This window comes from Limimonas halophila (genome assembly GCF_900100655.1).
In the GTDB taxonomy this organism is placed as follows: Bacteria; Pseudomonadota; Alphaproteobacteria; order Kiloniellales; family Rhodovibrionaceae; genus Limimonas; species Limimonas halophila.
This window is the reverse complement of record NZ_FNCE01000003.1, coordinates 25,309-37,278: the sequence shown is the minus strand read 5'-3', so window position 1 is coordinate 37,278 and position 11,970 is coordinate 25,309. Positions and strand designations below refer to the sequence as shown.

The window sequence follows — 11,970 nt, the reverse complement described above, 5'->3', positions numbered from 1 at the left end:
AAATGAATATCATTTGCACGAACACTGAAAGCTTGCCAGCCTGTCCCGGCCAGATCCGGAAGGAAGCCGCATGCCTGCCAACACATGCCGCGCGGCGGCGATCGCGTGTGCCGTGCTCACACTCCTGGCCCTGTCGCCGTCACGCGCGGCCGGCGGCCTCACCCTCGACCGGCACGCCGCCGCTCCCGTGCGCCTCGACGGCCCGGCCGAGCGGGTGGTGTCCCTGGTCCACGCCGTGACCGAGACGCTGCTGGTGCTGGATGTGCCGCCGGCGGGCGTGGCGGCCCCGGCCGAATACCGCCGCTATGTGAACATCCGCGCCCAGGCGCTGGCGGGGGTGACACCGGTGGGCCGGCGCCAGGAGCCGAGCCTCGAACGCATCGCCAAGCTGGAACCGGACCTTATCGTCGGAGCGGAATTCCGCCACGGCGGCATCCGCGAGCGCCTGGCCGAAATCGCGCCCACGCTGCTGCTGCGGTTCTATCCCGGCGGCGTCTCGGATCGCCTGGATCACATGCGCGAGCTTACGCGGACCCTGGCCCGCGCCGTGGGCCGAGAGGGCGAAGCCGAGACGCGCCTGGAAGAGCTGGACGCGACCCTCGCCGCCCAGCGCCGGCAGCTTGCCGACGCCGGGTTCGCGGACGACCGGGCCTTCGTCGCCAGCTCCCTGCCGGGCGCGTCCCGGTACCGTGTGTTCACCCGCAACGCGATGGCCCCGCGGATTCTCACCGACTTGGGGCTCCGCTACGCCTGGGACGGCACCCCGGAACGCTACGGCTTCGACACTGTGGGGCTCACGGGACTGGCGCGGCTGGGGGAAGCGCACGGGCTGTTCGTTTCGCACCACGAAACCCCGCCGTGGGAGAGCGGCCCGCGCGCCTCGGCATGGCGGGCGGTTCCCGCGGCTCGCGCGGGACGGATGCACCTGCTTTCGCGCGACACCGCACCCTTCGGCGGCGTCGCCACGGCTCAGCGCTTCGCGCGGCGCGCCGCCGGGGCGCTGCTGAGCGGACAGGAGCCGCAGACGTCCAGTTCGGCGGAGAGGTAGCGGGCGCAACACACCCGCCGGCGGCGTACGGGGCGGCCGTGGGCGTCCGTGGTGTCGATCACCGGCTTGGACATCGGGTTGCGGCCGTCGAAGTGCGGGTTGGCCGTCGCCTCCACCCAGTGCGCGGCGAGCGCCCGCGCCGCGTCCGCGGTGGCGGGCTGGGCGCGGAGTTGTTCCAGGTACCACGCGATCACGTTGCCCGCGTTCGACCAGAACACGCGCGGCGCCAGCCCCGACCGCGCGGCCAGCGCGGCGACGACCGGCTCCAGATGCCCGCGCACGAGGCGGTCCATGAGCGCCGCCCCGTCCGCGGGCGCAATCCCGATGGCCGGATCGTCCGGCGCCACGAGGAAGGGGATGCCCGCGCCGTCCGGTTCCACGCGCAGGGCGTCGGGCGCCACCTCGGGGGCCGCGCGCCCGGCGGCGGCACACACCACGACCGGCGGGATCGCCGCGCGGAACCAGTACTTGCTGAACTGCGTCGCCACGGCGCGCGGTTCCGGGTCGCTCCAGCCCGCGGCGTAGCCCGCCAGCGCGGCCTCCAGGCGATCGGGGATCAGGGGTGAGCCGGCGAGCCGCGCCGGCGGCGCCAGCGACATGCCGTAGACCGGGATCGCGGCGGCGGGCGGGATCGGGCCGATCAGGCGGCGCGCCACCGCGACCGGACCCGCGTGGGGCAGTTGGCGGATCATGCGCGCCGCCCCCCGAGCGCCAGGAGTCCGAGGAAATAGGGCGCGCCCAGCAGCGCCGTGACCACGCCCGCCGGCACCTCGGTCGGCGCCAGGACGCTGCGGCCGACAAGATCCGCCACCGCCAACAGCCCGCCGCCGAGCAGCGGCGCCACGGCCAGGAGCGGCCCGTGCCGGCCGCCCACGAGGAGGCGCGCAGCGTGCGGCGCCACCAGCCCCACGAACGCGACCGGGCCGACGATCGCGACGGCCGCACCCGCCGCCAGCGCCGCCGTCGCCAGGGCCGTACGCCGGGTCGTCCCGGCGCGCATGCCCAGCGCGCCCGCGTGCGCGTCGCCCAGGCGCAGCACGTCCAGGCGCCGGGCCAGCAGCGCGGCCGGCAGCCACAGCGCCAACCCCGGCAGCGCGCTCGCCACGGCCGGCCAGCCGCGCGCGTAGGTGCTGCCGGCCAGCCAGGTGAGCACCTCCGCCCCGCGCAGCCCCGCCGCGTGCACGGCCACGGCGGCGAGGGACGCGGCAACGCCCGAGATCGCCACCCCCACCAGGGCCAGCCGCACGGGCGCGCTGGCGCGTCCGGCCGCCAGCGTGACCACGATCAGTGCCGCCGCGGCGCCGGCGACGGCGGCGAGCTGAAGCGCTTCGCGGCCCGTGCCGGGCAGCAGCAGCACGGCCGCGACCACCGCCAACCCCGCGCCCTGCGTCAGCCCCAGCACCTCCGGGCCGGCCAGCGGGTTGCGCACGACGCCCTGGAGCAGCACGCCCGCCAGCGCCAGGAACGCGCCGGCCAGCAGCGCCACGGTCGTGCGCGGCAGGCGCTGGTCGAGGACGTGCGCGGGCACCTGGCCGGCATCGAGGGCCCCCACAGCCGCCAGGACGCTGTCGAGCGCCGGCGGTCCCGTCGCACCCGTCGCGACGCTCGCGGCCAGAAGCAGCGGAACGCCGACCGCCCCGGCGGCGATGGCGACGGGCGGCGGGCTGCGCCGTCGCCCCGGCAGCCCCGTGCCGCGGCCCTCGGCGGGCGCCCGGCGGGCCACCAGGGCGACCAGGACGGGCGCGCCGATCAGCGCGGTGACGAGCCCCGCCGAAAACGTCGCCCCGGCGTCGAGCGCAAGGCTCACGGCGTCGGCGCCCAGCAGGAGGAGGGCTCCCCACGCGGCCGCCGGCGGCGCCAGCGCCGCGGGCCGCGCGATGCCCAGCGCGCGCAGGGCGTTGGGCACGACCAGGCCGAGAAAGGCGATCGGCCCGACCATCGAAACCGCCAGCGCCGCCATCAGCACGGCCAGCGCCCCGGCGCCCAAGCGCACGGGGGTCACGGCCACGCCGAGCGCCGCCGCTTCGGTCGCGCCCAGGCGCATGCGGTCGAGCGAACGCGCGAGCGCCGCCAGCCCGAGGCCCAGCGGCGCGAGCGCGGCGGCCGCCACGGCGACGGCGTGCCAGGAGCCCTGCGCCACGTCCCCGGCGCTCCACACGAAGACCCCCGCGACGCGCTCGGTGTCGAACAACGCCAGCGCCGTGCTGAGGGCCGTGCCCGCCAGCGAGACCGCGATCCCCGCGAGGATGAGCTGCGTCGGCCCGCCGCCGGCCGCGCGCGCCACGCCGGCTGTGATCGCCGCCGCCGCGAGGCCGCCGAGGAACGCCGGCAGCGCGGGCACCAGCGCCGCGCCGGGCCACAGCAGCAGCGCCGCGACCAGCCCGACGTTCGCGCCGGTGGTCACGCCCAGCACACCGGGCGCGGCCAGGACGTTGCCCGTCAGCGCCTGGAAGACGACGCCGGAGAGCGCGAGCATGGCGCCCGCGAGGCAGGCCGCGGCCGTGCGCGGCAGGCGCACCTCCCGGATCAGGGGACCGAAGGGCGACTCCCCGCCGGCGACGGCGGCCCAGACGTCCGCGGGCGACCACGGCGCCTCCAGGCCCGCGTGCCCGAGCGCGGCGAGCGGCAGGAGCACCGCGCCCAGCACGGCCGCCCACACGCCGGGGGCGACGGCGCAACGCGCGGCGGTGGGGAAGCCGGCGCCGGCCGTCGTCATGGCGCGTCCGGGCGAAGCGGGGCGTCCTGCTCGGCGCTCGGCACGCACAGGGGCTGGCCGGTTTCGGGATGCGGCAGGCGCAGGACGCGCAGATTGAACGCCGCCGCCACGTGGTCGGGGTGCAGCGCCTCGGCCGGCGGACCGTCGGCCTGTACGCGGCCCTCGGCCAGCACGACCACGCGGTCCGAATAATGGGCCGCCTGGTTCAGGTCGTGGAGCACCCACAGCACGCTCAAGCCGTGCGTGCGGTTGAGCTCGCGCACGAGGTGGAGAATGTCGAGCTGATGGCGCGGATCGAGATAGGTGGTCGGCTCGTCGAGCAGGAGGTAGCTACACCCCTGGGCCAGCGCCATCGCCAGATGGGCGCGCTGGCGCTCGCCGCCGGAGAGCGTGATCACATCGCGCTCGGCGAGCGCCGCGGTGCCCGTGACATCGAGCGCCCACTCCACGGCCCTGCGGTCTTCGCGGCCCGCCGGCTGGAGCGGCCCGCGCCAGGGGTGGCGGCCCAAGTGCACCAGTTCGCGCACGCTGAAGCCCTCCGCGGCGGGCGCACCCTGGGTGAGCACCGCGATGCGGCGCGCGACCTCGCGCCGGCGCAGCCTGTGAATGGCCTCGCCGTCCACGCTGACGCTTCCCGCCGCCACGGGCACGAGCCCCGCGAGCGCCGCAAGCAGGGTGCTCTTGCCGGACCCGTTGGCGCCGCAGACCGCCATGACCCCGCCCGTGGCGAGACGCACGTCCACGTCCCGCAAAATGGGGCGGCCGCCGCGCACCACAGTGATCCCGGCCGCATGCAGGCCGGTACCCGTCTCGTCCGTTTCCCTCGAAGCCATGAGCCGCTCCCGCCGCGATCGCGGGCGAGCTGTAGCAGCTAGCCGATGCGAATGGAAAGCAATCGCACCATCGCGCGGAAAGGCGTCGCGGGCAAGGCGCTTGCCCCACCCGGCGGATGGGCGCCCGCCTCGCTCGGTTTGGGCTGCGTCACTCGATCTGACTGAGGAAGGTTTCGTCCGGCGGCGGGGCGGGCACGGCGTCGTGGCGCTTGGCGGCGACGCCGCGCGGATCGTGGCGCAGGATGGCGAAGAGGACGTGGTCCTGCCACCGGCCGTTGATGCGCAGGTACTCGCGGGCGTGGCCTTCCTCGGTAAAGCCGACCTTCCGCAGCAGCCCCTGCGAAGCGACGTTGTGCGGCAGCGAGGCCGCCTCCACGCGGTGCAGGCCCAGGGTGTCGAAGGCGAAGTCCAGCACCGCCGACAGCGCCTCGCTCATGTAGCCGTGGCGCGCGTAGGGCGCACCGATCCAGTAGCCCAGCGTGGCCGTCTGCGCCACGCCCCGACGCAGGTTCATGATGGAGATGCCGCCGACGAGCGCGTTGTCGCTGCGCCGGAAGATGAGGAAGGTGTAGCCGCGGCCCTGGCGCATCTCGTCGGCGTACTGGCGCAGCCGCCGCCGGAAAGCGCCGCGTTCGAGCGCATCCTCGGGCCAGGTCGGCTCCCACGGCGTCAGGAAGGTCTGGCTGCGCTGGCGCAGGCGCGACCACGCGCGCCAGTCGCGCGGGCGTGGCGGCCGCAGGTAGATGCGGCCGTAGACCAGCCGCAAACCCTTTTCGGGCATGCTGTTCAGCCAGTCCAGCACGGCCATTCCATCGGTTCAGGCGGCGAAGCGGCCCGCCACGGTGTCGAAGGATTCCACGGACTCCACCGGGCCCAGGCTGGCCAGCGTGGGCCGGCTGCCCGCCAGCCGCGCGGCCAGCCGCCGCACCGCCTCGCCATCCACGGATTCGATGCCCTGCACGATCTCGTCGGTTGACAGCGGGCGCCCGTAGACCAACAGGTGATTGGCGAGTTGCTCGCAGCGACCGCTGGTGCTCTCCTGGCTCATCAGGATGCTGGCCTTGAGCTGGGCGCGCGCCCGGTTCAGCTCCGCCTCGCTGACGGTGTTCACCACGTCCGCGATCTCGCCGCACACCACCGGCAGCAGCTCCGCCACCTCGCGCGCGCCGGTGCCGGCGTAGACGCCGAACAGCCCGCTGTCCGTGGCGGCGGCGTGGAAGGCGAAGACGGTGTAGACCAGCCCGCGCTCCTCGCGGACCTTCTGGAAGAGGCGCGAGGACATGCCGCCGCCGAGCAGCGTCGCCAGCACGGCCGCGGTGTAGTAGTCCGGATCGCGGTAGCCCACGCCGGGCAGGCCCAGGATCACGTGCACCTGCTCCAGCGCGCGCGATTCGCGGAAGTCGCCGCCGACGTAATTGGCCGGATCGCCGGCCTGATCGGCCGTGCGCGGCAGGTCGCCGAACTTTTCCTCGGCCATGGCGACGAAGCGGTCGTGGTCGATGTTGCCGGCGGCGGCGACGACCATGCGCTGCGCGCCGTAGTGCAGGCGCATGTAGCCCATGAGGTCGTCGCGCGAGAGACTCGCCACGTTCTCCGCGCGCCCGAGCACGGGCCGGCCGACGCCCTGGTTCGGGAAGGCGACCTCCTGCACGTGGTCGAAGATGATGTCGTCGGGCGTGTCGTGGGCCTGCCCGATCTCCTGCAGGATGACCTGGCGCTCGCGGTCCAGCTCCTCCTGGTCGAAGCGCGGGTTGCGCACGACGTCGGCGACGATGTCCAGCGCCAGCTCGGCGTGCTCCTTGAGCACCTTGGCGTGGAAGGCCGTGCTCTCGCGGCCCGTGTAGGCGTTGATCTGGCCGCCGACGCTCTCGATCTCCTCGGCGATGTCGCGGGCGCTGCGGCGCTCGGTGCCCTTGAGCGCCATGTGCTCCAGCAGGTGCGCCACGCCGTTCAGCTCCGCCGGCTCGTGGCGCGTGCCCACGCCCACGAAGGTGCCCAGGGCCACCGTCTCCACGTGGGGGATGGTGTCCGTGGCCACGGTGAGGCCGTTGGAGAGCCGGGTGACGCGTACGCTCATGGTGTCGGTCCGCCGTTCGCTGTTGCAGATGGATTTCGTGAAGCTGTCACGGTCAAAGGTAGGGTGCGGCGGCCGCCCCGTCACCCCGCCGAATCTCACCCCGCCCCATCACCCCGACCTGACGCGGCTGCTCACGCTGCCGCGGCGCGGCTGCACTCGCGGACGAACGCCTTGAGGCTGTCGAGATCGTTGGGCAGCTCGCTGGCGTGTTCCGGCCAGTCGTACAGCCCGGCCAGGCGCGGCGGCAGCGCCGGGCGCTCGCCCGTCGCGCGCTCGACGGCGTCGGGGAACTTGGCCGGGTGCGCCGTGGCCAGCGCGACGACGGGGGTGGAATCGTCCGGGCGCCGGTCGCGCGCGGCGGCGATGCCGATGGCGGTGTGCGGGTCCACCAGCATGCCCGTCTCGCGGTGGATGCGCGCGATCTCCGCCAGCGTCTCCCGGTCGTCGTAGCGCGCCCCGGCGAAGATGTCGCGCGCCGCGCGCCAGGCGGTCGCGGGCACGTCCAGCGAGCCGGTGTCCCTGAAGCGCGCCATGCGGGTGCGCACGGCCGCGCCGTCGCGGTCCAGCAGGTCGAACAGCAGGCGCTCGAAGTTGCTGGACACCTGGATGTCCATCGAGGGCGAGAGCGTCGCCACCACCGACCGCGCGTCCATCGCGCCCTCGTTGAGGAAGCGCGTGAGGATGTCGTTGCTGTTGGAGCCGACGATCAGCCGCTCCACCGGCAGCCCCATCTGGGCGGCCATGTAGCCGGCGTAGACGTTGCCGAAGTTGCCCGTGGGCACGGCGTAGGACACGGGGCGGTCCGGCGCGCCCAGCGCCACCCCGGCGGTGATGTAGTAGACCGCCTGCGCCAGGATGCGCGCGACGTTGATGGAGTTCACCGCCGCCAGGCCGCATTGGTCGCGCAGCGCGGTGTCGGCGAACATCGCCTTCACCGCCGCTTGGCAGTCGTCGAAGGTGCCGTCGAGCGCGACGTTGTGGACGTTGGCGGCGTCCACCGTGGTCATCTGGCGGCGCTGAACCTCGGACACGCGCCCGGCGGGGTGCAGCATGACGATGTCGATGCGCTCGCGCTCCCGACACGCCTCGATGGCGGCGGAGCCGGTGTCGCCGGAGGTGGCGCCGATGATGGTGATGCGCTCGCCGCGCGCGGCCAGGACGTGCTCGAAGAGATCGCCGAGCAGCTGCAGCGCCAGATCCTTGAAGGCCAGCGTGGGGCCGTGGAACAACTCCTGCACCCAGGTGCTGGGGTCGAGCTGGACCAGCGGGCAGGTCGCGGCGTGGCCGAAGCGGGCGTAGGCGCGCGCGGTCAGGCGATCGATGACGTCCGCCGCGACGGAATCGGGCAGGAAGGGCCGCAGCACCTCGGCGGCGACCTCGGCGTAGGGCTTGCCGGCGAAGGACCGCAACGTGGCGGCGTCGAAGTGCGGCCAGTGATCGGGCAGGTAGAGCCCGCCGTCGCGCGCCAGGCCCGACAGCAGGACGTCGTCGAACGGCAGGCGCGGCGCCTCGCCGCGGGTGGAGATGTAGAGCACGGCTGCGACCTCCCGGCGGTGTCCGCAGCCGTCTTAAGCGCAGGACGCCGGGGGATGCAACGCGCGCGGGGCGCCGGCGGCCCGGCGCCCCGCCAAGCGGTTTACGGCTCGCCCAGGATGGTGCGCAGGTCCTTCAGGTAGGCCTCGCCGTTGGTCTTCACCGCCTCGGCCTCCATGCGCTCGCTGGCGAGGTGCATCTTCTCCAGGCTCTTGGCCGCGCTGTCCGTGTTGGAATGGAGGTAGGGCAGCGCGTTCTCCATCGTGTAGCTGATCTTGTGGACGGTGTTCATCGTCTGGGGCGTCAGCTCGCCGGCGAGCAGCTCGTCCAGCTTGGCGTTCACCGAGCGCAGGGCCTCGACCGCCTGCTCGCGGCTCTCGATCTTCTTGCCCTCGTAGTGCTCGACGCGGTCGTCGTGCCCGTGATCGTCGTCGTGCCCGCTGCCGGCCTGCGCGGGGCCGGCGGCCATGATCCCGGCCGCCAGGGCCAGGGCGATCCAGCGTGCCTGCATGCTGTGGCGCTCCTTGGAATTGCGATTGAATTGCATTCGCAGACAATCAAACGCGGGCGCCGGATGCAAGGCCTCGGCTTACCGCGATCGTGGCCTGACGCCACACCCGCCACCAACAAACTCGCGAGGACACGCCCGATTTTCATCTTTCTGGTTGCACTGCACGTACTTAACGTCCTCGGCGCACCGGTCGCGCCGGCCCCCAACCGGACGCAAATCCGCCGGTGTTGGAAGGAGGTGACGCCACGTGACGCCGATCGAGGTCGCACTCGTGGCCGTTCAGACGGCCGCGTTGGTGTGGATGGCCTGGAAGATGTAGAGGCTGCCACACCGGGTGGGGCCGGGGTGCGCTCTGGCCCCAACATCCCTCGCAAAAAGATTGCGCCGCCCGAGTGCCCCATCACCCGGACGGCGCGTCGATCTTGCTTCAGTGACGCCCGAAGACGCCTTCAAGGTCGCCCCACCTTTATAACGCACAGGCTGGACTGCTGCAATTTCCGCGAGATGCGCACCGACCGCCAGCACCCTCCGATCCGCACCCCGGTCATCAAATCCGCTCCCCACCCTGGAGCGGAGTGAACTGCACGGGCAGAATCTCGCGGCGGGATGTGCCGCCGGCGCCGTTCTTGGTGATGACGGTGAGCTGCTGGCCGCCGGTTTCCGGGCCGATGGGCGCCACCAGCTTGCCACCGGGGGCGAGCTGGTCGAGCAGCGCGCGCGGCACCGCGCCCACGGCCTCTTTCAGGATGATGGCGTCGTAGGGCGCGCCCCTGGCCCAGCCGTAGTAGCCGTCGGCGACGTGGGTTTCGATGCCGTCGATCCCGGCGGCCTTCAGGTTCGCCCGCGCCTGCTCGGCCACGTCTTCCAGCACCTCGACGCTGACGACCTCGGCCCCCATCTCCGCCAGCACGGCGGCGTGGTAGCCCGCGCCCGTGCCCGTCTCGAACACGCGCTCGCCCGGCTGCACCTCGGCCAGATGCGTCATCAGCGCCACGAGGAAGGGCGAGGCCAAGCGCTGTTCCGCCGTCACCGGCAGCGGCGTCGGCGCGTAGGCGTAGGGGCGCAACGGCCCCGGCACGAAGACGTGGCGCGGCACCGCCCGCATCGCGGTCATGACGCGCGGATCGATCTGGGGCACATTGGTGACGCTGGCGGTGTGCGAAACCTTGGTTTCGATGATGCGCACCATGGCGCGCCGGGCTTCGCCGGCGTCCTCGACGCCCTCCGCCCGGGCCGTGGGCGCCAGCATCGCCGCCACGGCCGCCAGCACGCCGAACCGGATCGCGCGGCGCATGGCCGCCTCCATCGCTGGACCACAGAGTCGAAAGATACCACCGCGGCCCACCGGTACGCGAATCGCTCCAAAGCACGACGCCCCGCACCGCCACGACCGGGGCGGACCGCGACCGGAGCAAACAGGGAGGTTGGCGGATGGCCGTCCGGCCCGATGAAACGCACGCACAGCCGCTGGACCGGCGCCTCGCGGTGGCGCCCATGATGCAGTGCACGGACCGCCACTGCCGCGCCTTCCACCGCCTGCTGACGCGGCGCACGCTGCTCTACACCGAAATGGTCACGGCGAACGCGGTGCTCCACGGCGAGCGCGACAAGTTGCTTGGGTTCTCGCCGGCCGAGCACCCCGTGGCGCTGCAGCTGGGCGGCGCCGACCCGGATGCGCTGGCCCAAAGCGCGGCCATCGCCGAGGCCCGGGGCTACGACGAAGTCAACCTGAACGTCGGCTGCCCCTCCGACCGGGTGCAGAACGCGACCTTCGGCGCCTGCCTCATGGCGCGCCCGGAGCTGGTCGCCGACTGCGTGGCGGCCATGCGGGCGGCCGTGTCCCGCATCCCCGTGACGGTCAAAACCCGCATCGGCATCGACGACAGCGACGACGACGCCTTCCTGCGCCACTTCGTCGACACCGTAGCCGAGCGGGGCGGCTGCTCCGTCTTCATCATCCACGCGCGCAAGGCGTGGCTCCAGGGCCTGAGCCCCAAGGAGAACCGCGAGAAGCCGCCGCTGAACCACGCCCGGGTCCACCGGCTCAAGCGCGAGCGGCCGGAGCTGGAGATCCTCACCAACGGCGGCATTCAGGACCTCGACGGCGTCGAAGAGCAGTTGAATCATGTCGACGGCGTCATGCTCGGCCGCGCCGCCTACGACCACCCCTGGCTGCTGGCCGACGCCGACCGCCGCATCTACGGCGAGACCAACCCGGTCGCCGACCGCGAGGCGGCGATCGACGGCCTGATCGCCCACGCGCGCGAACTGCACGCGGCGGGAACCCCGGTGCGGGCGGTCACGCGCCACGCGCTCGGGCTGTGCTCGGGTCTGCCGGGCGCGCGGCACTGGCGCCGCCACCTGAGCGAGGCGGCGCGCCGTGACGACGCCCCGCCGGAGGTGATCGCCGAGGCTTTCGCCCGCGTGCGCACCGGCGTTCGGATGGCGGCCTGATGCGCGGGATCGTCCGCACCCTCGTCGGCGCCGGGCTGGCGCTCGCGGTCGTGGCGGCGCTGGCCGGCGTGCTGGCGGGTCTGGGCACCAAGCTCGGTTTCTGGGACTTCCGGACCGGCTTCGCCGTCCTGCGCTGGAGCGTCTACGGCGCGCTGGCGGCGGTGGCGCTCTCGGGGGCGGGGCTGCTCGGCGCCATGCACCAGCGCAGCGCGCGCCTGGGCCTGACGGCCCTGCCGGGGCTGGTGATCGCGCTCGCGGCGGCAGCGGTGCCGCTGCTGCACGTGCGCATGGTGGAGGCCTACCCACCCATCCACGACATCACCACCGACACCAAGAACCCGCCGCGGTTCGTCGCGCTGGCCGAGATTCGCGAGGAAGCGCCCAACGCCGTCGCCTACCCCGGCGAGACGACGGCCAAGCAGCAGAAACAGGCCTATCCCAACATCCGGCCGCTGACCGTTCCCGTTTCGCCGGAGCGGGCGTTCGATGCGGCGCGCGCGGCGGCGGCGGCCATGGGCTGGAACATCGCGGCCGCCGACGCCGAAGCGCGCCGCATCGAGGCCACGGCGGAAACCTTCTGGTTCGGCTTCCGCGACGACGTCGCGGTGCGGGTCACGGCACGCGAGGACGGCGGTTCACGCATCGACGTGCGCTCGGCTTCGCGCGTGGGCGTCAGCGACCTGGGCGCCAATGCCAAGCGCATCCGCGAGTTCCTGGCCGGGGTGCAGGAACGGCTGCCCGGCGCCGCGCCCGCCGAGTAACGCCTGCGGCTTGACCGGCCGGGCGTTTGCCGCGATC

11 protein-coding genes are annotated in these 11,970 nt (G+C 73.5%); 3 read left to right on the top strand and 8 right to left on the bottom strand.

Annotated elements, in window-relative coordinates; genetic code table 11:
* Positions 1-70 precede the first annotated feature (70 nt).
* Positions 71-1,048, top strand: coding sequence for an ABC transporter substrate-binding protein (locus tag BLQ43_RS05720; protein WP_090019185.1), 978 nt, complete (start codon positions 71-73; stop codon positions 1,046-1,048).
* On the opposite strand, the gene fhuF is transcribed toward BLQ43_RS05720, so the two are convergent.
* The 8 genes from fhuF to BLQ43_RS05680 all read right to left on the bottom strand — a co-directional run bounded on the left by fhuF (position 970) and on the right by BLQ43_RS05680 (position 10,012).
* Positions 970-1,740, bottom strand: coding sequence for a siderophore-iron reductase FhuF (gene fhuF / locus BLQ43_RS05715; protein WP_090019184.1), 771 nt, complete (start codon positions 1,738-1,740; stop codon positions 970-972). The genes BLQ43_RS05720 and fhuF overlap by 79 nt on opposite strands.
* Positions 1,737-3,764, bottom strand: coding sequence for an iron chelate uptake ABC transporter family permease subunit (locus BLQ43_RS05710; protein ID WP_090019183.1), 2,028 nt, complete (start codon positions 3,762-3,764; stop codon positions 1,737-1,739). Before BLQ43_RS05710 ends, fhuF begins: the two co-directional genes overlap by 4 nt.
* Positions 3,761-4,597: an ABC transporter ATP-binding protein gene (locus tag BLQ43_RS05705; RefSeq protein WP_090019182.1), complete on the bottom strand. Its 837-nt coding sequence runs from the start codon at positions 4,595-4,597 to the stop codon at positions 3,761-3,763. The genes BLQ43_RS05710 and BLQ43_RS05705 overlap by 4 nt, the downstream gene beginning before the upstream one ends.
* 148 nt (positions 4,598-4,745) lie before the next feature.
* Entirely contained in the window at positions 4,746-5,405 is a 660-nt protein-coding gene (locus tag BLQ43_RS05700; RefSeq protein ID WP_090019181.1) for a GNAT family N-acetyltransferase, read from the bottom strand.
* Between the two features lie 9 nt (positions 5,406-5,414).
* A complete protein-coding gene (locus BLQ43_RS05695) occupies positions 5,415-6,674 on the bottom strand; it encodes a M16 family metallopeptidase (protein WP_090019180.1) in 1,260 nt (419 codons plus the stop codon).
* 131 nt (positions 6,675-6,805) lie between these two features.
* Positions 6,806-8,209, bottom strand: a complete 1,404-nt coding sequence (gene thrC / locus BLQ43_RS05690; RefSeq protein WP_090019179.1) for a threonine synthase — start codon at positions 8,207-8,209, stop codon at positions 6,806-6,808.
* A gap of 101 nt (positions 8,210-8,310) precedes the next feature.
* Positions 8,311-8,718 carry a DUF6746 family protein gene (locus BLQ43_RS05685; protein WP_143006173.1) on the bottom strand — a complete coding sequence of 136 codons (408 nt, stop codon included), beginning with the start codon at positions 8,716-8,718 and terminating at the stop codon, positions 8,311-8,313.
* 547 nt (positions 8,719-9,265) lie between these two features.
* Entirely contained in the window at positions 9,266-10,012 is a 747-nt protein-coding gene (locus tag BLQ43_RS05680; RefSeq protein ID WP_176758541.1) for a protein-L-isoaspartate(D-aspartate) O-methyltransferase, read from the bottom strand.
* Positions 10,013-10,149: 137 nt separating this feature from the next.
* Between BLQ43_RS05680 and dusA the strand changes: the two genes are divergently transcribed.
* Positions 10,150-11,172 (top strand): tRNA dihydrouridine(20/20a) synthase DusA, encoded by a 1,023-nt coding sequence (gene dusA / locus BLQ43_RS05675; RefSeq protein WP_090019176.1) that lies wholly within the window; start codon positions 10,150-10,152, stop codon positions 11,170-11,172.
* Positions 11,172-11,933: a DUF1499 domain-containing protein gene (locus BLQ43_RS05670; protein WP_090019175.1), complete on the top strand. Its 762-nt coding sequence runs from the start codon at positions 11,172-11,174 to the stop codon at positions 11,931-11,933. The genes dusA and BLQ43_RS05670 overlap by 1 nt, the downstream gene beginning before the upstream one ends.
* Positions 11,934-11,970 lie beyond the last annotated feature (37 nt).

Excerpts from the sequence above, each read along its gene's own strand:
- BLQ43_RS05685 (WP_143006173.1), bottom strand. The coding sequence starts at position 8,718 with ATGCAGGCACGCTGGATCGCCCTGGCCCTGGCGGCCGGGATCATGGCC.
- fhuF (WP_090019184.1), bottom strand. The coding sequence starts at position 1,740 with ATGATCCGCCAACTGCCCCACGCGGGTCCGGTCGCGGTGGCGCGCCGC.
- BLQ43_RS05705 (WP_090019182.1), bottom strand. The coding sequence starts at position 4,597 with ATGGCTTCGAGGGAAACGGACGAGACGGGTACCGGCCTGCATGCGGCC.
- BLQ43_RS05695 (WP_090019180.1), bottom strand. The coding sequence starts at position 6,674 with ATGAGCGTACGCGTCACCCGGCTCTCCAACGGCCTCACCGTGGCCACG.
- BLQ43_RS05700 (WP_090019181.1), bottom strand. The coding sequence starts at position 5,405 with ATGGCCGTGCTGGACTGGCTGAACAGCATGCCCGAAAAGGGTTTGCGG.
- BLQ43_RS05680 (WP_176758541.1), bottom strand. The coding sequence starts at position 10,012 with ATGCGCCGCGCGATCCGGTTCGGCGTGCTGGCGGCCGTGGCGGCGATG.
- BLQ43_RS05670 (WP_090019175.1), top strand. The coding sequence starts at position 11,172 with ATGCGCGGGATCGTCCGCACCCTCGTCGGCGCCGGGCTGGCGCTCGCG.
- BLQ43_RS05710 (WP_090019183.1), bottom strand. The coding sequence starts at position 3,764 with ATGACGACGGCCGGCGCCGGCTTCCCCACCGCCGCGCGTTGCGCCGTC.
- BLQ43_RS05720 (WP_090019185.1), top strand. The coding sequence starts at position 71 with ATGCCTGCCAACACATGCCGCGCGGCGGCGATCGCGTGTGCCGTGCTC.
- dusA (WP_090019176.1), top strand. The coding sequence starts at position 10,150 with ATGGCCGTCCGGCCCGATGAAACGCACGCACAGCCGCTGGACCGGCGC.